This window comes from Mycobacterium talmoniae (genome assembly GCF_001854525.1).
GTDB lineage: Bacteria > Actinomycetota > Actinomycetes > Mycobacteriales > Mycobacteriaceae > Mycobacterium > Mycobacterium talmoniae.
In genome coordinates this window covers 59,663-80,451 of the sequence record NZ_MLQM01000001.1, presented here as the reverse complement: position 1 = coordinate 80,451, position 20,789 = coordinate 59,663, and the positions used below count along the sequence as shown (strand labels likewise).

At 64.8% G+C, this 20,789-nt stretch carries 20 protein-coding genes; 13 read left to right on the top strand and 7 right to left on the bottom strand.

The window, feature by feature from the left end; all coding sequences use genetic code 11:
• Positions 1–25 precede the first annotated feature (25 nt).
• On the top strand, positions 26–859 hold the full coding sequence (locus tag BKN37_RS00350; protein ID WP_071019373.1) for a mycofactocin-coupled SDR family oxidoreductase: 834 nt from the start codon (positions 26–28) through the stop codon (positions 857–859).
• Here BKN37_RS00350 and BKN37_RS00345 read toward each other — a convergent pair.
• The 4 genes from BKN37_RS00345 to BKN37_RS00330 form a co-directional block, all read right to left on the bottom strand.
• Entirely contained in the window at positions 852–1,481 is a 630-nt protein-coding gene (locus tag BKN37_RS00345; RefSeq protein ID WP_071019528.1) for a TetR/AcrR family transcriptional regulator, read from the bottom strand. The genes BKN37_RS00350 and BKN37_RS00345 overlap by 8 nt on opposite strands.
• Before the next feature lie 109 nt (positions 1,482–1,590).
• Complete coding sequence (locus BKN37_RS00340) at positions 1,591–2,391, bottom strand: SDR family NAD(P)-dependent oxidoreductase (protein WP_071019370.1); 801 nt, start codon at positions 2,389–2,391, stop codon at positions 1,591–1,593.
• On the bottom strand, positions 2,388–3,572 hold the full coding sequence (locus BKN37_RS00335; protein ID WP_071019366.1) for a cytochrome P450: 1,185 nt from the start codon (positions 3,570–3,572) through the stop codon (positions 2,388–2,390). The genes BKN37_RS00340 and BKN37_RS00335 overlap by 4 nt, the downstream gene beginning before the upstream one ends.
• An 8-nt stretch (positions 3,573–3,580) precedes the next feature.
• The gene (locus tag BKN37_RS00330) at positions 3,581–4,021 is read right to left on the bottom strand and encodes an SRPBCC family protein (protein WP_071019524.1); all 441 of its coding nucleotides are present in this window, start codon (positions 4,019–4,021) and stop codon (positions 3,581–3,583) included.
• Between the two features lie 295 nt (positions 4,022–4,316).
• Here BKN37_RS00330 and BKN37_RS00325 point away from each other — a divergent pair, with 295 nt between their 5' ends.
• The 4 genes from BKN37_RS00325 (at position 4,317) to BKN37_RS00310 (ending at position 8,558) form a co-directional block, all read left to right on the top strand.
• Positions 4,317–5,483, top strand: coding sequence for a CaiB/BaiF CoA transferase family protein (locus BKN37_RS00325; RefSeq protein WP_071019362.1), 1,167 nt, complete (start codon positions 4,317–4,319; stop codon positions 5,481–5,483).
• A 122-nt stretch (positions 5,484–5,605) separates the two neighbouring features.
• On the top strand, positions 5,606–6,718 hold the full coding sequence (locus BKN37_RS00320; RefSeq protein ID WP_071019359.1) for a Rossmann-fold NAD(P)-binding domain-containing protein: 1,113 nt from the start codon (positions 5,606–5,608) through the stop codon (positions 6,716–6,718).
• Positions 6,719–6,747: 29 nt separating this feature from the next.
• A complete protein-coding gene (locus BKN37_RS00315) occupies positions 6,748–7,773 on the top strand; it encodes an NAD(P)H-dependent flavin oxidoreductase (protein WP_242657028.1) in 1,026 nt (341 codons plus the stop codon).
• Positions 7,774–7,799: 26 nt separating this feature from the next.
• Entirely contained in the window at positions 7,800–8,558 is a 759-nt protein-coding gene (locus BKN37_RS00310; protein ID WP_242657021.1) for an enoyl-CoA hydratase-related protein, read from the top strand.
• Here the strand turns inward: BKN37_RS00310 and BKN37_RS00305 are convergent, their stop codons facing one another.
• Positions 8,559–9,815, bottom strand: a complete 1,257-nt coding sequence (locus BKN37_RS00305; protein ID WP_071019346.1) for a cytochrome P450 — start codon at positions 9,813–9,815, stop codon at positions 8,559–8,561.
• A gap of 545 nt (positions 9,816–10,360) precedes the next feature.
• On the opposite strand from BKN37_RS00305, the gene BKN37_RS28750 reads away from it, so the two are divergent.
• Together BKN37_RS28750 and BKN37_RS00300 are read left to right on the top strand one after the other, a co-directional pair.
• Positions 10,361–10,693 (top strand): cytochrome P450 family protein, encoded by a 333-nt coding sequence (locus BKN37_RS28750; RefSeq protein WP_131823500.1) that lies wholly within the window; start codon positions 10,361–10,363, stop codon positions 10,691–10,693.
• Complete coding sequence (locus tag BKN37_RS00300) at positions 10,690–11,862, top strand: cytochrome P450 (RefSeq protein WP_071019342.1); 1,173 nt, start codon at positions 10,690–10,692, stop codon at positions 11,860–11,862. Before BKN37_RS28750 ends, BKN37_RS00300 begins: the two co-directional genes overlap by 4 nt.
• A 114-nt stretch (positions 11,863–11,976) precedes the next feature.
• Here the strand turns inward: BKN37_RS00300 and BKN37_RS00295 are convergent, their stop codons facing one another.
• Positions 11,977–13,521: an AMP-binding protein gene (locus tag BKN37_RS00295; RefSeq protein ID WP_071019336.1), complete on the bottom strand. Its 1,545-nt coding sequence runs from the start codon at positions 13,519–13,521 to the stop codon at positions 11,977–11,979.
• Positions 13,522–13,755: 234 nt separating this feature from the next.
• Between BKN37_RS00295 and BKN37_RS00290 the strand changes: the two genes are divergently transcribed.
• The 6 genes from BKN37_RS00290 (at position 13,756) to BKN37_RS30320 (ending at position 19,178) form a co-directional block, all read left to right on the top strand.
• Positions 13,756–14,358, top strand: a complete 603-nt coding sequence (locus tag BKN37_RS00290) for a VOC family protein (protein WP_071019333.1) — start codon at positions 13,756–13,758, stop codon at positions 14,356–14,358.
• A 108-nt stretch (positions 14,359–14,466) separates the two neighbouring features.
• Positions 14,467–15,858 carry an aldehyde dehydrogenase family protein gene (locus tag BKN37_RS00285; protein ID WP_242657020.1) on the top strand — a complete coding sequence of 464 codons (1,392 nt, stop codon included), beginning with the start codon at positions 14,467–14,469 and terminating at the stop codon, positions 15,856–15,858.
• Positions 15,859–15,990: 132 nt separating this feature from the next.
• Positions 15,991–16,149, top strand: a complete 159-nt coding sequence (locus BKN37_RS29000; RefSeq protein ID WP_158260323.1) for a hypothetical protein — start codon at positions 15,991–15,993, stop codon at positions 16,147–16,149.
• Between the two features lie 130 nt (positions 16,150–16,279).
• Positions 16,280–16,909 carry a pyridoxamine 5'-phosphate oxidase family protein gene (locus BKN37_RS00280; RefSeq protein WP_242657019.1) on the top strand — a complete coding sequence of 210 codons (630 nt, stop codon included), beginning with the start codon at positions 16,280–16,282 and terminating at the stop codon, positions 16,907–16,909.
• A 115-nt stretch (positions 16,910–17,024) separates the two neighbouring features.
• Positions 17,025–18,578: a class I adenylate-forming enzyme family protein gene (locus tag BKN37_RS00275; RefSeq protein WP_242657018.1), complete on the top strand. Its 1,554-nt coding sequence runs from the start codon at positions 17,025–17,027 to the stop codon at positions 18,576–18,578.
• 474 nt (positions 18,579–19,052) lie between these two features.
• Complete coding sequence (locus BKN37_RS30320; protein WP_423212747.1) at positions 19,053–19,178, top strand: hypothetical protein; 126 nt, start codon at positions 19,053–19,055, stop codon at positions 19,176–19,178.
• A 90-nt stretch (positions 19,179–19,268) separates the two neighbouring features.
• Here BKN37_RS30320 and BKN37_RS00270 read toward each other — a convergent pair whose 3' ends face one another.
• Positions 19,269–20,528, bottom strand: a complete 1,260-nt coding sequence (locus BKN37_RS00270) for an NAD(P)/FAD-dependent oxidoreductase (RefSeq protein WP_083341484.1) — start codon at positions 20,526–20,528, stop codon at positions 19,269–19,271.
• Positions 20,529–20,789: the final 261 nt, after the last annotated feature.

Here is a 20,789-nt window from a genome sequence, read left to right as displayed (position 1 = left end):
TCTGAGCCGGACAAGGAGAACCATCATGACCGGACGCGTTGAAGGCAAGGTGGCGCTGATCACCGGCGCGGCGCGTGGGCAGGGCCGCAGCCACGCCCTGCGCCTGGCTGATGAAGGCGCTGACATCATCGCGCTCGACATTGCCGCACAGGTCGAATCGGCCCCCTACCCGCTGGCCACCCCGGCCGACCTAGATGAGACAGCCCGCGAAGTCAAAGCACGGGGTCGAAGGGTAGTGGCCCGCCAGGTGGATGTGCGCGATGGCAAGGCGTTGACCGTGGCAGTCGACGAAGGCGTCGCCGAACTCGGCCGCCTCGACATTGTCCTGGCCAACGCGGGCATCTTGTCGATTGGCGCGTCGTTTGAGTTGAGTGAGCAGACCTGGTCGGAGACGATCGACATCAACCTCAGCGGAACGTGGCGGACCACCAAGGCCGCCATCCCGCACATGATCGCAGCCGGCAACGGCGGATCGATCGTGTTGACCAGCAGCATCGCGGGCCTGATCGGCCAACCTGGGCTAGCGCACTACGTTGCGGCCAAACACGGCGTCGTCGGGCTGATGAAGACGCTCGCACTTGAGTTGGCCCCGTTGAATATTCGGGTCAATAGCGTGCATCCGACGAATGTCGACACCGAGATGATCCAGAACGAAGCGACCTACCGGATTTTTCTGCCTGACGACCCCAATCCGACCCGGGAGAAGTTCGCGGTTCCCGCCGGCGAGATGAACGCGTTGCCTATCCCGTGGATCGAAAGCAACGATGTGACCAACGCCGTGCTATTTCTGGCAAGCGATGAGGCCCGCTACATCACCGGAGTCTCGCTGCCGATCGACGCGGGAGCCACTATCAAGTGAGCGCGGCGGCAACGATACGGTCAAGTGCCGCCAGCGTTCTCCGGATCCGATGCTCGTCGGAGTAGAAGCCAGCGTCGACGGCAAGGCCCCACAGCAGATCGACGAGTAACTGTGTGGTGGCCTCGGTGTCCGTGGCGGTGTCGATCTCGCCGTCACGGCGCGCGCCGGCCAGCAGCTCCCCGAAATATTCGCGCACCAAAGAAATGGGCTGCATGGCCTGCTCCTGCAGGTCCGGGTGATGAATGGCGTCGCCCGTCGACGTGACGAAGAAGCGCACAAAGGTCTGGTCGATCCGGATGGTGGCCACCGCGAGGTCGAACACCGCCAGGACCTGGCGGTCAATCGGGCCGATTTGCCGCCGGGCCGGGTCGAGGATCTGCCCGGCCACCACGTCGTGCACCGAAGCCAGGGCCGCCCGGTACAGCGCGACCTTGCTCGGGTAGTAGTTCGCGATCGCATTGCGGGTGAAGCCGGCGTCTTCGGCGATCTGTTTGAGGCTGGCGCGGTCGAATCCGATGGTGCTGAACACTTGACGGGCACTGTGCAGAATTTTGAGCCGGGTTTCGGCGCCGTCGGCGCCGGGCGGACGGCCGGGCCCCCGCTTGGCGACAGCTTCACTCATCACCATGACTCTACGAGGTGCGGGGACACGTCGGTGACCAACCACGCGGAGACTACCGGGATCTACGACGCGCTGCCGGGCTGACCCACTCGGCATTATCTTGGGCTACTCACGCTATCGGCTGATTCCGCGGCGACAGCACCGGCACGTGTTCGGTCATCCCGCCGTCGACAACGAGAGTGTGGCCGGTGATCATGGCGGCAGCGTCGGAGGCCAGGAACACCACGGTGTGCGCGATGTCCTCGGGCTCGGCGAGCCTGCTCAGCAGTTGGCTGTCGATAATCTGCCGACGTAGCTCGTCGGGCACGTTGGCGCGGGCAGCCGGGGTGTCAACGACGCCCGGCGCGACGGCGTTGCACCGAACGCCGAACTGGCCGTATGTCGTCGCGATCACCCGGGTCAGCGAGTCGATGGCACCCTTGGCCGATGAGTAGGAGATCTGAGTGCTCGAGCCGGTGCGTCCCTTGACCGACGAGGTGTAAACGATGCTGCCCCGACCAGCCTCGATCATGTGCGGCAGCGTGTGTTTGGCGGCGAGCATTGATCCGCGAGCTGCGACGGCGAACGCCCTGTCCCATACTTCGGCCTCCAAATTGAGTAAGTCGTTGTCACGGACGAAGATTGATATGTCAGCGGCGTTGCTGTGCAAAACCGTTACAGGCCCGAGCTGATCGCGTACGGTCGCTATCGCCGTAGCCCACTGCTGCTCCTCGGCCACGTCGAGCCGTAGCGCCAGAGCCTGCCCACCGGTCTGTTTGATCGCGGCAGCAACCGCGGTGGCGGCGTCGATGTCCACGTCGGTGACCGCGACCGCCGCTCCCGCCGTGGCGAGCGCCCGTGAACTGGCCGCCCCGATCCCGGATGCGGCACCGGTGACGAGCGCGACGCGGCCGCCCAGGGTGCTGCTCATCGCCGTGGAGCGAAGATGACGGGCAGGGTCGCGAAGCCCTGCGTGACGCTGCCGCACGACCGGGTTGGCTGCTCGGCGATCTCGATGTCGGGGATGGCGCCGAGCACGGCTTCCATCACCGCGCGTAGCTCGAATCGGGCGAGGGCGGTGCCCAAGCAGCGGTGACGCCCCCAGCCGAACGACACGTGCTGGTTGGACGATCGGGGCACGACGAACGAGTCCGGGTCGGGAAACTTCGCGGGATCCCGATTCGCGGCTCCGTAGAGCAACATCACCCACTCACCAGTGCCGATCGTCGTATCCCCGAGTCGGGTGTCGCGCCGGGCGGTGCGGGCGAAGTTGTAGATCGGTGGGTCCAGCCGCAGTGACTCCTCGACGACCGCATCGATCAGCCCTGGGTCGGCCAGCAGCCGCTCGCGCAGGCCCTCCACTGTCATATACCGGTGCAGCATGGTGGAGATGCCGTTGGTGGTGGTCTCATGCCCGGCGATGATCAGCAGATGCACCACCCCGGCGACCTCATTGCGGCTCAACGGTTTCTGCGGGTCAAGCGGCGCGTTGACGATCTCGCCCAGGATGTCGCTCGGTGGCCTGCCGAGCCGCTTGTCGACCTGCTCGTGGACCCATCCCTCGAGTTCGCGTGCGGCTGCGATTGCCGCCGTCATATCGCGGCCCACCGACTGCAGCAGATTCGACGTCAGGGTGTGGATGGTTGCTGCCTGCTCACTGTGCAGCCCGAGCATGGCGGCCAGGACAAGCGGGGGGATCTTCAACCCAAGCGTAGGCACCAGGTCGGCACGGCCGAGCGGGGCGATCTCGGCCACCGCATCCGCCACGATCTGTTTGATCTGCGGGGTCAATCGCTCGACCGCGGCGGCGTTGAAGAACGGCAGCAGCGCCCGCCGCATCTGGCTGTGTCGTGGCCCGTCCGCCTCAGCGGGCAGCGCGGGAACCGATTTCACATTCGGCGGGATCATGATCCCGTTCGTCGAGGTGAACGAATCCGTGTCCAATACCGCCCGGATAAGGTCCGCGTATCGCGATAGCACCCAGAAGCCGTTGTGCGCGGTGCTCCACGCCACGGGGCAGGCGTTGCGCAACTCGTTGAGCGAATCGAACAGGTTCTCGCGCAGCGTGGGGTCGCTGGTGTCAAAGTGGACGGGGTTGGCCTTTCCGGTCACAGGAGTTCTTAGCCGTTCAGATATGCGCGGAGGTCGCTGATGAATTCGCTGTAGATCGCACAAAACGTCCTGGCTATCTCGTCGAGAACATCTGGCTCGCAGTCGAACTCGCCATACCACTCGAGGAATGTGGTGTTCGCGTCGGTCACCGGCAGCACGTGTACGGTCCCGCGGTAGCTCGACGCTGGGAACGGTATTGCGCCGGCGAACTCGTAGGAATAACTGCGGTCCGCGGCGTCATAGCGCACCAGTCGTTCGCGGGCGGTGTCGCCGTCCGGTTCGAGCGTGAGATTGCGTACAGACCCCACTGCACCTGGGCCGGCACCGTTCTCGGGCTCGTTCGAGCGGATCCGGTTGACCCACGCAGCCAGCCCGTGGAAGTCCCCGAGCACCGACCAGACGGCATCGATGTCGGCTCTGATCACAGTGCTGACGTAGGCGAGTGTCATCTCGTCCTCCGGTCGGTAGCCGACACGGGACGGCATGCGAGATGTCGGCGATCGAACGGGGCATACGGCGCCGGTAGGGCAGCGTAGCCGCGATCACCGGGTGTAGCGGTCATTGGACAGCTCCAAAGGGCGACGAATTTAGTTCCACGGGCAAACTTGGGCAAACGACGTTAGGTATTTCATATCATCGTGTCATATCCGCTCCGTCACGTCCATGCCTAGATCGGTGGTTGCGTACCGGTAGCTTGACCGAACAACCGCGACAAATGCCGTGACCGCACGAAAGGGTTTGATCATGGGTTGGCACCAGGACGCGGGCCAGGCCGGGCCGCTCGCCGGGATACGGGTCATCGAGCTGGTCGGAATGGGCCCGGGCCCCTTCGCTGCGATGCTGCTCGGGGATCTCGGCGCCGATGTCCTGTGTGTGGATCGTCCGGGCGGACCCGAAGGGGCGATCTCCCCGGAGCTGGATCCGACCCGACGGAATCGTCGTTCGGTTTGCGTCGATCTCAAGCGGCCCGATGCCGATGAATTGATACTCCGCCTCGTCGAGTCCGCGGATGCGTTGATCGATGTCTTCCGGCCGGGCGTGGCCGAGCGTCTTGGAATCGGGCCCGACGAGTGCATTGCTCGAAACCCTCGGCTGGTATACGGCCGGATGACAGGCTGGGGGCAAGGCGGGCCGCTGGCAGCAGACGCCGGACACGACATCAACTACGTCGCGGTTTCGGGTTCACTGGACCTGATCGGCCGTCGAGGCGAGGCGCCGGTTCCGCCGCTGAATCTGCTCGGTGACTACGCCGGAGGCGGGATGCTGCTCGCAATCGGCGTCCTGGCTGCTCTGGCGAATGCCAGCCGGTCGGGCCGAGGCCAGGTCGTCGACGCGGCGATGGTCGACGGCGCATCGCTGCTCACGACCTATATTCACGGGCTTCGCGCGGTCGGGGCTTGGCAGGACCGGCGCGGTATGAACCTCATCGACACCGGCGCACCGTTCTACAACGTGTACCAGACCGCCGACGGCAAGCACGTCGCCGTCGGAGCATTGGAGGCCCGCTTCTACTGGAATCTCTTGAACCGACTTGGGATCGACGACGTGGACCCGGCCGACCAGATGGATCAGACGACGTGGCCGGCGATGAAGATACGGTTGGCCGAGATATTTCGGTCTCGCACCAGGGACGAGTGGTGTGCGCTTTTCGAGGGCGCGGATGCTTGCGTGACTCCGGTGCTCGCTCTGGGCGAGGTTGCTTCGCATCCGCATCATCGGCACCGAGGTTCCTTCACCCAGGTTGATGGTGTGTTGCAGCCAGCACCGGCTCCGCGCTTCAGCCAAACGCCGACGAGTATCCGACGGCCGCCGCCGAGACGTGGCCAGGACACCGACGAGGTGTTGTTGGATTGGGGCTTACAGGCGGAGGAGATCGTGGCGGCTCGACGCCAGGGAGTCATCGGCAGCTGATGGCTAGTGGAATCACGTGCGCGGCGCAGCGCTGGCGGGATCACCGCGGGTAGCGACGGCGACCGGTATGTGGTTTGATGACAGCAACCAATTACTGTTTGGTTTAGCGATGGGTGGTTTGCATGAAAACGCTTGTCATCGGTGGGAGCGGCGCCACGGGGGTGCCGGTGTTGCAGGGCCTGCTTCAGCGCGGTCACGACGTGACGATGCTGCATCGCGGGGTGCATGAACCCGCTGAGCTGCCCGACGTTCCGCACATCCACGCCGATCCGCATTTCCCGGAGACCCTCGCCGAGGCGGTTGGCAACCGTTCCTTCGACGTGGTGCTAGCGATGTACGGCCGAGTCACCGCGATCGCGGAGGTCTTTGCGGGCCGGTGCGGGCATTTGATCAGCATCGGTGGGGTGCCCGCCTATCGCGGTTGCCTGCAACCGGAGACGGTCACCCCCTATGGCATGGCGCTCAACGCGCGCGAGGACGGGCCGCTGTCCGACGGAACGGAACCGGTGCCCCGCTTCGCGGGGTTGATCCGCGCGGCCGAGCGCGCGGTCCTCGATCGGGCCGCGGCGGGCGCGTTCCGCGGAACCGTCATCCGCTATCCGGCCATCTACGGGCCCCGCAACCTGGTGCCGTGGGAATGGTCCGTGATACGTCGAGTCCAGGACTGCCGGGCCCGGATGATCCTGCCCGACAACGGTTTATGGATCATCTCGCGGTCCGCCGGGCGGAACGCCGCCGAGCTGGTGCTCAGGGCTGTCGACCACCCCGAGATCGCCAACGGCCAGGCATACAACGCCGGTGACGATGACCAATTCACCGTGCGGCAGTGGGCCGAGGCGGTCGCGCAGATCATGGGCGGCGACCTTGAATTCGTCGGGATCCCCAGCGAGCTGGCGGGTTCGGCGCTCGTCGAGCTGCTGCCGCCCACCGGCCGGCCGCACATCCTGTTGGACAACACCAAGGCCAAGCGGGAGCTCGGTTATCGCGAGGTCGTCTCGGCCCGTGACGCCATGATCGAGGCCGTTGAGTGGCTCATGGCCCACCCAGTCACCCCGGAGGACTATCCGCTGTATCCCGCGAGGTTCGACTACGCAGCCGAGGACCGGCTGATCGAAGCTTACGCGCAGGCGGTGGCCTGGGTGCGTGACCAGGCGCCTGACGAGGCCCCCGACGTCCGCCACCCGATGCCGCACCCGAAGACCGTTTCGGTCGGCCGAGACGAAGGCGGCCGCTGACCCGTGACCAGGAGGTATCCGTGAGCAGCATGTGGCGTCGATTCCAGGATCTGGTCGGCATCGCGCACCCGATCATGCAGGATGGCATGGGCCCGTCTCCGACCACGCAGCTGGCCGCCGCTGTGTCGGCCGCCGGGGGTCTGGGCACCGTCAGCTGTCCTTCCATCGTCAACAGCTCCGAGCAGTTCCTGCGCGAAGGCTTTCGGGCGGCGATCGAGCAGGTGGCGGCGAGCACCGATCGGCCGTTTGCCGTCAACGTGCCGGTCGGCCGGACCGCCGACGGCGAGCTGCTGCTGGTGAGCCGAATCTGTATTGACGAGGCGATTGCGGTCAAACGGGACGGCGGCCGGACCGGAGAGCAGCTCCGCGCCCTGGTCACCTCCGCCGGCTTCGCCGGCGAGTTCGGCTCGGCCATCCGGGAATCCGGCCTGGTGCACATGGCCAAGGTTGGCTCGGTCCGGCACGCGCTCAAGGCGGCGGAGCACGGGGCCAACGTCATCATCGCCTCCGGCTACGAAATGGGTGGGCACACCCACGCCAAAGCCGTGCACACGATGGTACTGGCCCCCCAGGTGATCGACGCGCTCGACATCCCCGTCGTGGTTTCAGGCGGGATCTGTGATGGTAGGGGACTGGCCGCCGTGCTGGCCATGGGTGGCGCCGCCGCCGCGATGGGCACCCGCTTCATCGCCACCCAAGAGCACCAATGGCACTCGGCGTACAAGCAGCGCATCGTCGATTCGCAGGAGTGGGAGGATGTCGTCTATGGCGGGATCTACGCCCCCATTCGTGGCTTGCGCAACAGGGGTCTGGAGAGCATGGAGGATAACCGAAAGACCATGTCGCCCGAAGATTTCCAGGTATGGGAGGAAGAGCAGATCCGCAAGGCTCAGCGCGACGGCGACGTCGAGAACGGCCTGATGGTGGCTGGCCAGGTCGCCGCGGCTGTGCATGACATCCCGACAGTCGCCGGGCTCATCGAGCGGATCGTCACCCAGGCCCGCGGACTGCTCGGCGAGGCGGCGGTGGCGCTGAAGGAACCGGCATGCCGGTAACTGAGACCGTCCACGACAGCGGCGGCTTGGCCGGCGTCGCGGAACTGGTTGTCGAGAGCCCGCCGGTCAACGCGTACTCGATCACCGACCTCGCCCGGCTGGCCGAGCTACTGCGCAGTTACGACAACCGCGATGAAGTCCGCGCGGTGCTGTTGCGGGCACGAGGCAAGGGGTTTTGCGGCGGAGGTGACCTCAAGGAGGTGCAGGGTTTACCGGGATTTGACGGCATCCTGGGCCAGGCCAGGGGATCCCAGGACGCCAGTCTAGCCATCGCCGATTGCGCGGTGCCGGTCATCGGCTGCGTGCACGGCTACTGCATCGGCGTCGGGGTCCTGCTGGCGGGCACTTGTGACGTGCTCGTCGGTTGTCAGGGAACACGATTCGTGCTCGCCGAGGTCGACAATGGCGCGACCACCGGCGGTGTACAGGCGCTCGGCCTGCTGCCGGAACGCCGGATGCGTACTGCGATGTTCACCGGCGAGCCGTTCGACATCGCCGAACTGCATGGTTACGGCAGCGTCTACCACGTGGGGGCTACGGCCGACGCCGCGGTAGCCAAGGCGGTGGAAGTCGCGGCGACGATCGCGGGTAAGGCGCCGCGGGTCATCCGGGCCATGAAGTTGGCGCTCAACAACACCGCGGGTCGCGACCTGCGCCGGCTCTATCGGCAGGAAATGAGCTACACCTTCGAGCTGAACATGCTCGGTGACGCCAGCAAGGCTCGCCAGACTTTCTTGGACGGTGTCCGTGACGGCTATCTGGGTGACACCGCCGCGCCGCGCTGATCAACCGCCCGCGGTGACGGGCTCCAACCGGATCGGCAACGACTCGGCGTAGCCGCTCAGCACCCGTGGTCCGGGTGTGAAGGTCGCGGGCATTGCGACGTAGCCGTTGACCAGTGGGATGGTGGGGTAGTGGCGCACCTCGCCGCGGTCGATGCGATAGTCCGGCAGCCGGCGCAGCACTTCTTCCAGCAGTACCGCCATCTCCACCGGCGCGAGAAACGCCCCGAGGCAGCGGTGCATCCCGAACCCGAAGGACAGGTGCTTGCTGTTGTTGGCGCGGTCGAGTTTGACCCGCTCCGGGTCGGCGAAGACGTCGGGATCGTAGTTGGCCGAACCCAGCGCCAGCCATACCCGGTCTCCCGGCTCGAGGTGACAGCCGCCGATGTCCACCGGCCGCGCGACTGTGCGGGCGACGCCGGGGCCCGGGGTGAAGTAGCGCAGCATCTCGTCGACGGCGGCGGGGATCAGGGTGGCATCGGCCGCCAATGCGGTTCGCTCGTCGGGATGCTCGTCGAGGTAAAGGAACATGCTGGCGATCAGTGCAGTGGAAGTATCGATACCGCCGTTGAGCAGCATAAACAGCAGTTCGGTGACCAGCTCGTCGTCAATGGGGGCGCCGTCGACTTCCGCGGTGAGCAGCGCGTCAGTTAGATCGCCCCGGGTGCCTGCCGCCGACCGGCGCTCCCGGACGGTATCGCGCACGTCGTCTAGCAATCCCGCGAGCTGGAGGGCTGAGCCCTTCTCCCGGTAGACGGCCTTGTGCAGGATCGTCGCGTAGTCGTTCCACTTCTCCAGTGACAGGCCGAAGTAGTCCAGCGAGATCATCGCGGGCAACGGATTGGCGATGTCGTCGACGAAGTCGAGGTTTCCGGCCTCGATGACGCGGTCGACGGTCCAGGATACGATCTCGTGCATCCGCGGCCGGTACCTGTCAATGGCCTTACGCGACAACCAGGGAGCCAAGACCTGCCGGTAGTTCTGCGATTGGGGCGGGTCCATCTCCATCATCCCCATTCGGACCGGGTTGGTCGGCACCGTGACACCGCCGCGTACGACGTTGTCACCGAACGTCAGATCGCGCCCGCAGACGAATGTGTCGTGATCCCGCAGCACACGTTTGGCGTCGTCGTACCGGGTCAGGATGAAGAAGCCGCCGTGCCGGTCACTGTGCGCCACGGGGCAGGTGTGGCGCATGCCGGCGTAGATCTGCCGCCACTGCTCCGCGAACTCCTCAGAATGGTGGTCGAACTGCTCCACAGTGATCTCCGGTTATCGATAGGGCCCCCTCGTCCGGGTGCGAGAGGCGATTTCGCTACCGTATCGAACGGCGTTAGATATAACAAGGCTCCGCCTTCGACGAATTGATGTTGGTGCAGCCCCCGCAGCCGCCACCATGTCGGTGCTCAGCGTTCCGTCATCGCGGTTGGCAGAAGGCTGTTCGTGGCGAGTTGACTGTTGGTCGTCAGTGTCCCTGGGCAGTCGGCGAGCAAAGGCTAGTTACCGATCAGCTGGTGCTTGCGGGATTCGGGCGCCAGGACATGAATACCCACGCTTCTCTCACCACCGACCATCTGACCCACACGCCTCGTCAGGTGTTCGATGTGGGCGCGAACAGTGCTGCATCGAACACACGCAGACGGGGACAGCAACTTCGTCGTTCTCATCGCTTGACGGCCCCGATTGGCGTCGATTATGTTTAATCAAACAATGATCGATTGACGACGTTTGCTAACGCGGTAGGCCGAACGTTCGACGTCGGGACGCCTGCGGTCCTGCACCCCTGCGCGATAGGTGGGAACGATATGACCACGAACATGGTCCGGGGACCCATCGAACTAGCTGGCGTGACTGTTCCGAACGGCGCCGCGAATCTCGACCCTGATCGTTGCGATGACCCCAGCACCTTCAACGTCGGTCGTGACGAGAGGCGCCGGATCTTCGGCGCCGGACTACGCGACTGTGCTGGAGAGCGCCCCGCTGATATGCGCCTGGCGATCGAGGAAATACTCGCCACATTCCCCGATCTGCGCCTCGCCGACGGATCGTCGGCCATCAGGGGGGCTGGTGTGGGCCGCCGGGGCGTGCACCATCTGCCCGTCCAGTTCGTCCCCGTCAGCGAGGAAGCCACCGTATGACCGCGTTGCCCGACAACGAGTTCCTGTCCCACTTCGACGTCTTCAACCCCGACCATTCCCGTCGGAAGTGGGAGATCCTCAGTCAGGCGCGCGAAAAGTGCCCGATCATGACAACCGACGCGGACGGCGGATACCACATCGTCACACGTTACGCCGACATACGCACCGTACTCGAGGATCCCGATACTTACTCCTCGTCGTCGCCGTCGATCAATCCCGCTCCCGTCCGACTGCCGCCGCTCGATTCCGACCCACCCCTGCACTCGGATTTTCGTCAGATCCTCAACCCGTTTCTGTCGCGGAAATATCTGCTCACTAGGGAGCAGGAAATGCGGGACCTAGCCGCCGAGACGATCGATGGGTGGATTGACAAGGGGCAGTGCGAGTTCATCGACGACTTCGCGATCCCGTTCTCCTCGGGTGTGCTCTCCCGTCTCATTTTCGATGAGGGCGATGAGGGACAGATAGCAATCGGCGTAGAGATCATCAACCGAATCGTGAAAGATCAGTCGCCTGAAGCCATGTTCGACATGGCGATGCTGTGTGCGAACTACCTCGTGCGCCGGGAGGACGACGACCGACCGCGCGACGATCTTCTGGGCGCGCTGCTAGATGCACGGGTCGGGGGGCGAGAACTTACCGATGATGAGCGGCTCGGCGTGGTTACGGTCCTCTTCTTCGGTGGCCTCGATACCACCCGCGCAGCGATCGGCAACATCATGGTCAACCTTGTGGCAAATCCTGAACTGGAGGATCGACTACGAAATCCGGCTTGGGTGAGGCACGACATGGACGAGTTTCTTCGTTACGAATCGCCGGTGACGTTCATGGCACGGGTGGTCACTCGCAAGACGGTCCTCGGTGATGTCTCGCTGAATCGAGGGGATCGCGTACTGGTCCACTTCGCCTCTGCCAATCGGGATTCGGCACAGTTCGCCGACGCCGATCGGTTGCGGTTCGACCACCGCCGTGGTGGCAACGCCGCTTTCGGGCTCGGTATTCATCGGTGTGTGGGATCGAACCTGGCCCGCCTCCAGCTGACGATCGCCTGGGACGAACTTCTGAAGCGGTGTACCAACTTTCGGTTGGCTTCAGGCACTGAGATCGAGTACGCAACAGGTCAGGTCCATGGCCCCGAGCACCTACCGATCATCTTCGATCGAGTCTGAGCGAGCGGGTGAGTTTTGGCGGTCGGCCGATTTGGACATCGACCGGGTGGTCGCCGTCAAGAGGACACCGGCGACGAGATCGTCGTCCGGTGCCGGGGTATCCGTCGAGCACGCCTACGTCGAGGTGTCGCGGTAGTTGTCGCGCAGCCGCTGTCGGGACACCTTCCCGGTGACGTTGCGTGGCAGTTCAGCAACGAGCATGAGCCGTTTCGGAAGTTTGAACCGCGCTAGTTTGTCGGCGGCAAAGGTGTGCAGGTCGGCAAGGCTTGGTGCGGTGCCGTCCGCTGGCACCACAACTGCCAACCCGACCTCACCCCACTTGTGGTCTGGTATGCCGACGACAGCGATTTCGGCCACCCCGGGATGCAGGCCAAGGACGGCCTCCACTTCGGCCGGGTAGACGTTCTCCCCGCCTGACTTGTACATCTCCTTGGTGCGACCGACCGGATAGTAGAAGCCATCGGTGTCACGCCAGGCTGCGTCACCGGTACGGAACCAGTCGCCGGTAAAAAAGTCTTCGCGATCCTTACGCCAATAACCCACCGTGATGCTCGGTCCGCGCAGCCAGATCTCACCGGTCTGGCCGTCGGGCACATCGTTGCCCAACGAGTCGACCAAGCGGATATCGGTGTGGACCGCGCCACGACCCGTGGAACCCTGCAATGCTTTGGGTAAGGACGCCGCCTCGTCGTCCAGTGCCGTTGCCAAGGGACCCATCTCGGTGCCGCCGTACTGGGGCTGGAGTGGGATGCCACGGTCGGCCCAGGTCTGGAGCAATTGGGGCGTTGCGATCGCTCCGGCGATGAGGAAGTGACGCGCATGGCTGAAGTCGGCCTCGGTGAACTCCGGCAGACCGGCCATCGCCTCGTACATTAGTGGGATCGCGGCAAAGTGAGTGACCGGCGGCGTGGAACCGGTAAGCGCAGCTAGCACCCGGTCGGCTACGAACCTGGTCATGGTCGTGACTGCACCACCGAAGTACAGGATCGGGTTAGCCAGCACGTTCAGACCGCCGGCGTGAAACAGCGGCATGGGGTTCAGTTGGTGGCAGTCCGGCTGGGAGAAACCGGTGGTGTGGGCGCCGTTTAGCGCTTGCCAAGCGAGTGTGCCGTTAGTGGACAAGGCGCCTTTCGGCTTGCCGGTGGTGCCGGAGGTATAGAGGATATGGGTTGCGTCGTCGAGGCTGATGTCGCGCCGCGGCGACAGGTAACCGGCGGCCGCAACAGCTGCCTCGAAGTCCACAATCCTGGCATGGGAGTCTGTGCACCACGCTAGCCGCCGCCGGATGTTTGCCTTATCGGCCACTTCTGCGGCCGCCTCCGCCCATACGGAGTCGTGCACGATTACCGTGGGCCCGGCATCGATGCAGATCTCTGCGATCTCGTACGTCGTCAGCCGCCAGTTCAGCGGCACGAATAGCGCCCCGAGCCGCATGGCCGCGAACTGGGTCTCGAAGACACGCGGGTCGTTCTCGGCAATCACGGCGACGCGGTCGCCCTTGCCGACGCCGAGACCTCTCAGCACCTCGGCGATTCGGCCGACCCGAGTGTCCAGCTCGCTCCAACTGACGCTCCAGCCGTCCTCGACGCGGCTCAGGGCCATCGCGTCCGGCCGGTGCGCGGCGTGATAGGCAACCCAGTCGTGACCACCGAATCCCATGCTCCGCTCTCCGATCAGCTGTGTTTAGCGGTTTTGGTGTCCCCGTTGCCCAAACTAGCCCAATGCTGTTAGGTTTAGCTAGCCACGTCGTCGGCTGACGGCCGCGTTCGCGAGCCGGCGGCGAAGAGGAGCGGACGCCATGGGGCCGATTGCAGAGCGGGATCGAAGCTGTCGCAAACGCCTCGTTGCTCACCGCAGCACCGGAGTGTCGCCAACACAGATCAGGATCCCGTCATGGCATTTCATCATGTCGCCGTCGCGTCGAAGGATGTCAAGAAATCCCATAAGTTTTACACCGAGGTAATGGGCTTCACGCTGAAGAAGGTGGTCAAGCGTCAGACACCGGAGGGTGGCTGGACCAAGCACATCTTCTACGACACCGGGGACGGTGAACTGTTCGCGATCTGGGACCTCCGGGGCATCGAGGGGGTCGTCGTCGAAGCAGGCCAGTGGCAGGGCGGCATGGGCGGCGGCCTGCCCTACTGGATCAACCACATTGCTTTTGCCTGCGGCGACATCGGCGGCCTGGAGGAACGCAAGCAGCGCTGGCTTGACCACGGCTACAACGTGGCCGAGGTCAAGCACGAGTTCATTCACTCCATTTACACTCGGGACCCTGACGGCACACTGGTCGAGTGGACCTTCGACACGCAGCCGCTGACTGAGGCCGATGAGCAGGAGGCCGTCAAGCTGCTTGCCGACGACACCCCGGCCCAGGTTCCCGATTACGAGAGCGTGAATCACCGGTCGCCGTATTTCGCCGTGCGCCTCGAACTGGAGAAGCGGGACGCAGAGCTGGCCGCGGCTGGCTCTTCCGCGGAAATCAATCAACGTTAGCTTGGTTGCGAGGTCGGTGGGGTTCCGAGGTCAGCTAGCTCGCCTGGTGGTTCCTGCGGATTGCCTGGCAAGGAATTTAGGAGGGAAGACGGCGAAAACATGGCCACAATGACGATCAACGGGAACAGCGTCCGCGGTCAATCGACCTACGATGTCATCAATCCTGCGACAGGCAACGTGCAGGCTCAAGCGCCGGACTGCTCGGCGGAACAACTCAACGAAGCACTCGAAGCGGCGGAAGCCGCTGGGAAGTCGTGGCGGACGAACGAAGACGAGCGACGTAAAGCGATGCTGCGGCTCGCGGACGCGGTTGCCGCCGCGCGCGAGGATCTTAAGACGGCGTTGATCGCAGAGACGGGGAAGCCTACATCGCTGGCGGCCACTGAGCCGGACATATGTGTCGCGTGGTTGCAGGTGTTCGCCGGAATGGAATTTCCGCGGCGCGTCCTGCAGGACGACAGCAATGCATTGATCGAAGTAGCGCATCGACCTATCGGTGTTGTTGGTGCGATCACGCCGTGGAACTTCCCATTAGGTCTGGCGATGTGGAAGATCGCACCCGCGTTGCTCGCCGGCAACACCGTCGTCGTCAAGCCCTCACCGTTCACGCCGATGGCTACTCTGTTGTTGGGTGAGATCATGGGCGAAGTGCTGCCGCCGGGCGTGGTGAATGTGGTCTCCGGTGGAGACGATCTTGGACGTGCACTGGTCGCCCACCGGCTTCCCCGCAAGATCACCTTCACGGGCTCGGTCTCCGGTGGCAAGAGTGTTGCGGCCACGGCAGGCGCCGACCTCAAGAGGCTGACGTTGGAGCTTGGGGGCAACGACGCGGCTATCGTCCTGCCCGATGCTGACCTGGCATCGGTGGTCCCGAAGATTCTCGACACCGCTTTCTTCAACACGGGTCAAGCATGCGCGCTGCCCAAACGTGTCTACGTGCCTGACTCGCTATACGTCGAGGCGGTCGAGGCGTTTGGCGCGGGGGCTGCCGGGATCGCCGTGGGCGATCCGACCGATGCGAACACGCAGATGGGGCCACTTTCCACCCGGCCTCAATTCGAACGGGTCAAGGGCTTGGCCGAGGACGCCGTCGCACGGGGGGCGCGGGTCGTCACCGGCGGTAGCGCGATCAGTGGGCCGGGTTACTACTTTCAGCCCACCATCCTGGCAGATATCACTGAGGGTGTTGCCGTCGTCGATGAGGAGCAGTTCGGCCCGGTACTGCCGATCCTGCGCTACTCGCGGATCGACGATGCGGTCGAGCGGGCGAACAGGACGATGTACGGCCTGTGCGGTTCGGTGTGGGGCGCGGACGAGGACACGGCGCGCGACATCGCCGGGCATCTCGAATGCGGCACAACGTTCGTAAACACCCATGCAGCATTGCTGCCGACGGTGCCTTTCGGCGGCGCCAAGTGGAGTGGCGTTGGTGTAGAGAACGGGGTGGACGGACTCGTGGCGTTCACGGAGCCACAGGTGGTTCATACCGCACGCGACTGATGCCCCCACTGCTCTTGTCGTCGCGACGCGGCGACATGCAGTTCGGGAGAGGACGAGACCAAAACGACTAGAAAACAGCCGACGGACATTCTTACGGAGTCCCCAACACTTAGCGGAGCGAGGGTGCGAACGTTGAAGGTCGGGCTGCTTGCACCCGCATTTCCGCCGGTCGATGCGGCGCTCGAGGCTGTCAGGCGCGCTGAGCGCATGGGCTGGGACTTCGTCGATTACCCGGACCAGCTTGTCTCGACGAACCCGTATGGTCAGCTCGGGCATCGACCTGTCCCCTAGGGTCGCGTGTGTACTTCGTGATTAAAGGAAAGTGGGGAAGTCGTGGTTACACGTCGGCGTCGGCGTATCTTTATCTCACCGACACGGGTGGTTGCGACCCGATGATTCTGCGGCACTGGCGAGCTGGACTGTGGTCACCTCGGTGCGTGCGGCGGCCGAGAACCCGCAGCCGGCGATCGACATTGGCGAAATCCTCACCAAACTGGTTGAGCGGCATGGCAGGACGTGCTTGATGCCGCCGCCGCCTTCGTCACGCGGCGACGTGCAAATCGATTCCCTCGCTGACGCCCGAGCATTTGTCCTCAGTGAGGAAAGTCTGGAACAACTGCTGGCCGAGCAGTTCGAGTGCACATTCTGCTGGACCAACCGCGCGGGCGAGCCGGTCGCTTTGACCGAGGCGTTCGTTTACGCCGAGGGTGCGATCTGGATGTGCGCCGAGGAATCCCGGGTGCGGGTCAAAGCCATTGTGCGCGACCCCCGCTCGTGTGTCGTGGTCTCCTCGGTCGGCACTTCGATGGGTCACTCGAAGTCGGTGTCCTACAAGGGAGTCAGCGAAGTCGTTCGTGATCGCCAGCGGATCCTGTGGTTCCTGACCGAGATCGCCAAACGCTATGACCCTCATGACGAGCAAGCCCAGGAGGCCCACGTCCGCGCCGCCGACCACCCGGGCCGGGTGGTGATCAAGTTCGTCCCCACGGTGACCACCAACGCCTTCGACGGACACCGGGCCCGCAAGCGAAGGAAAGCTGAGGAGCGATGAGCGAGATGGCCAGCACGCCCAACTCCCGGCACAGCACTGTTCAAACCGACGACCCGTCGTTGGCTTTCGATCGACGCGAGCCCTGACCGTGCACTCGAGGCCATTGCGGTTCCCGGTGTCGGACTGGGTGGCGCACCATGCGTCGGTCCGGCCCCAGGCGATCGCGCTGGGCAGCGCGGACACCGGCGAGCAGGTGAGCTGGGCGCAGCTGGAACACCGGGTGGGGCTGACGGCGGCCAGACTGCGGGTCGAGGGGTTGCGCCCCGGGGACCGGCTGGCTGTGGTGGCCGACAATGACCCGAGGGGTTTCATACTGCAGTTCGCCGCGATGCGAGCGGGCGTGGTGATGGTTCCGCTGAACTGGCGACTGGTGATCGAGGAGATGTGCCATCAGTGCGCCGACGCCGCCGTATCCGCGTTGACGCATGACGCGCCGTGGTCCGGGCCGGCGAGGCAGGTCGCCTCGGATGCGGGGGTGCGGCGGGTTCTCGAACTGGAAGCCCTGACCGGCACCCAGCACGGCGACGGGTTGGCTCCGATGCCGCCACAATCGCCGGACCCCGACGTGGTCACCCACATCCTTTACACATCGGGTACCACCGGCAGGCCCAAAGGAGCGGTGGTCTCCCACGCCTCGATGATGTGGAACGCGTTCAACATTCTCAGCGCAACCCAGGTCGCGGCGCCCGGCGTGCACATGCTCAACCCCATGCCCCTGTTCCACGCCGGCGGGCTGAACGTGCTGGCCAACCCGATCTTGATGCACGGTGGGCGGGTCACCACGATGGCCCGCTGGAATCCCGCGGCGATCCTGGCTTACATCGGCGACCACGCCCATGCGGTGACCCACCTGACCACCGCGCCGTCCCTGCTGCAGATGCTCGTTGACGACCCGGCGTTCGCCGCGACCGACTTCGGCACCATGCGCAAGATGGTCATCGGCGGCGGGGCGACCAAGCCGGACCTGCTGCGGGCGTTTGCGGCCAAGGGCGTCGCGTTGCACCCGCAGTACGGTGGCACCGAGACTGGGCCGGCCGCATTGGTGCTCGACGACGGGCTCGAGCGGGCGTTATCGGGCACCTGCGGCAAGCCGGTGCTCCACACCGCGGTGCGGGTGGTCGACCCCGACTCCTTGACCGACGTCGCCGACGGCACGGTCGGTGAGCTGTGGCTTAAGGGGCCCGCGGTCACCCCCGGCTACTGGAACCTGCCCAATGAACAACACTTCGTGGACGGGTGGTTCCGCACCGGCGACGCCGCCCGCCGCGACGCCGACGGCTACTTTCACATCGCGGGCCGCTATAAGGACATGTACAAGTCCGGCGGGGAGAACGTCTACGCGGCCGAGGTGGAGAATGTTCTCATAGACCTGCCCGAGGTCGCCGACGTGGCGATCATCGGCGTGCCCGACCCGAAGTGGGGCGAGGTCGGCCTGGCGGTCGTCGTGGCTGCCCCAGGCGCCGAAATCACCCTGGACGGACTGCGTGCGGCCTGCGCAGGCCGCATCGCCCGCTACAAGCACCCACAGCACCTCGACCTCGTCGACGCACTGCCCCGCAACGCCACCGGCAAAGTGTCCAAGCCCGCCCTACGGGAGCGCTACCAGTCGCTAGCCTCACTCGCCCGCGATACCCCCTGCGAGGAGCCGTCCACACAATTTCCCACGTGATAAAGGAGAGCGCCGTGTCTGTAGCCCGTAACCGAGAACTGCTCCTGCGCTACTGGAATGCGTTCGCTGCTAAGGACGTGCAGTCGGCGGCGGCGTGCTTCACCGACACATCCGCTGTGAGGATCTCGCGATCCAGCAGATCCACCACGGAAAAGACGCTGTTCGGGCCTTTTGACACCCGTAGTTCGACGCAGCGGGCGACTCCTTCAAGGCCGTGCAGGAGAGCCTCGTCGTCGACGAGCGGGGCTGCAGCTTCGAGTGGACCGTCTCCGGTGTCATCGAGGGCAGCTTCGGAATTTTCAGCGGCCAGTCATTCAGCATCCGCGGGATCTCCGCAGGAGTCATCCGTGACGGTCTGATCGCTCACAACCGTGACTATCGGAACCTCGCCGGCGTGCTACGCCAGGTGTCCCCGGCGAGCTGGCGCTCAGGAACATCGGCGCCTACTCGACGAGCAAGGGTGCGATCACCCATTTGACGCGGATTCTGCAGCGCGAGCTGCGGGGAACGGGCGTGCGTGCCCTTCCCGTGCTACTTGGCGGCGTCGAAGGACCGCGCGCGACATCGCCGGGCATCTCGAATGCGGCACAACGTTCGTAAACAGCCATGCAGCATTGCTGCCGACAGTGCCTTTCGGCGCCAAGTGGTGTGGTGTCGGTGTGGAGAACGGGGTGGACGGATTGTTGGCGTTCACGCAGTCGCAGGTGGTTCATACCGCCCGCGTCTGATGCGGTCTGTATCGGCGGGGTTGGCCTTGGAGTTCTTGTCGAACCGCTGATCGGGGTCACGCCATTCTTCCCAGAAGAGCAGGCGCGCACGGAAGCCGGGGTGGTTCACCCGATCCAGCGCCGTGAGCCCGGCGTTGGCGATGGTCGGGATGCCGACTAGCTTGTGGAAGAACCGACCGCGGCGGTACTCACGACCCCACGTCGCCTGGACGCGCTGCTGATAGTTGGTGAAATCGTCGGGCCCACCGTTGGTTAACGCCGCGATAGCGCACTCACCGGCAGCCAGCCCGGACTGCAGCGCCTTGGAAATACCTGCGCCTGACACCGGCCTGGCAGCACCGAGGGCGTCGCCAGCGAACAGCACGCCCGGTCGCCATGGAGGCCACGCGGTGAAGCCCATCGGCAGCCGCCAGGCTTGCAGGACCTTAGATTTCTTCAGCTCCTCGATCGGTGGCAGCTCCCATTCGGTGGGCAGAGTGTCGAGGAAATCACCCAGAAATTCGGTGGCGTTAATGGCCTGCCAGTTTTTGTAGCTGTTGACGTAGCCGAGCCCGATATTGACGCGGCCCTCGCCGAGTGGGAAGACCCAGCCGTATCCGGGGAGCTGATCGCCTTGGAACCTCAGCTTCAAATAGATGTCGAGGCTGTCAGCATCGAGCCGGTTGGCCGACATCTCGGCGCGGATCGCGATCGCGGTGTAGCTCTTGTGCGGTGGGGCCAATCGGAGTGCCCGCCGCACGGGTGAGTAGGCGCCGTCGGCGGCGATCACAGCGTCGGCGGCTACCTTCTCCCCATTCTTGAGCGTCACCCCGCTGACCCTGCCGTCGCCATCGATGATCGGCCCGGTGACCTCAGCGGACTGGCGCACTGTCGCACCCGCGGACTCGGCGTTGTTGAGCAGCAAAGTGTCCAGCGTGCTGCGACGGACGACGTGACCGTGGTCGGGCATCCCGGGGCGACGTGGGAACGACAAATCCCATTCGGTAGGGCTGAAAATCTTGGCTCGGTTGACGCGGTGGAACTTGGCGACTTCGCCGGCGAGGCCCATTTTCTGCAGGTAGCTGACGGCGCGGGGAGTCAGACCGTCGCCGCAGGGTTTGTCGCGCGGAAAGCTCGCCTTGTCCAGAACAACCACCCGAGCCCCGGTCTGGGCGGCCTGCCATGCCGCCGCCGAACCCGCCGGGCCACCGCCGGCAACCACCAGATCGTATCGCTGCACCACTCGGCCGCCTCCCGCAACATTGCCAACTTTTTTAATTGAGAATAGACCTGCCAGAGTTGCATGGTGGCGGGGCTGGCGTCGACCTGCAACGGCGGCGTCGTGGCTTGGTGCGGAAGCCGTTCGAAGGGCCGGCACTGTGTCGTAGCCCGCTGCCTCGACGACGGCGGCGAGCAGGGCGTGGGGGATATACATCTGCGCCAGGTGCTGGAGACCTTGTGTCACATCGCCCCTGGTGGGTGCGTAGGCAGGTTCACGGCCGCC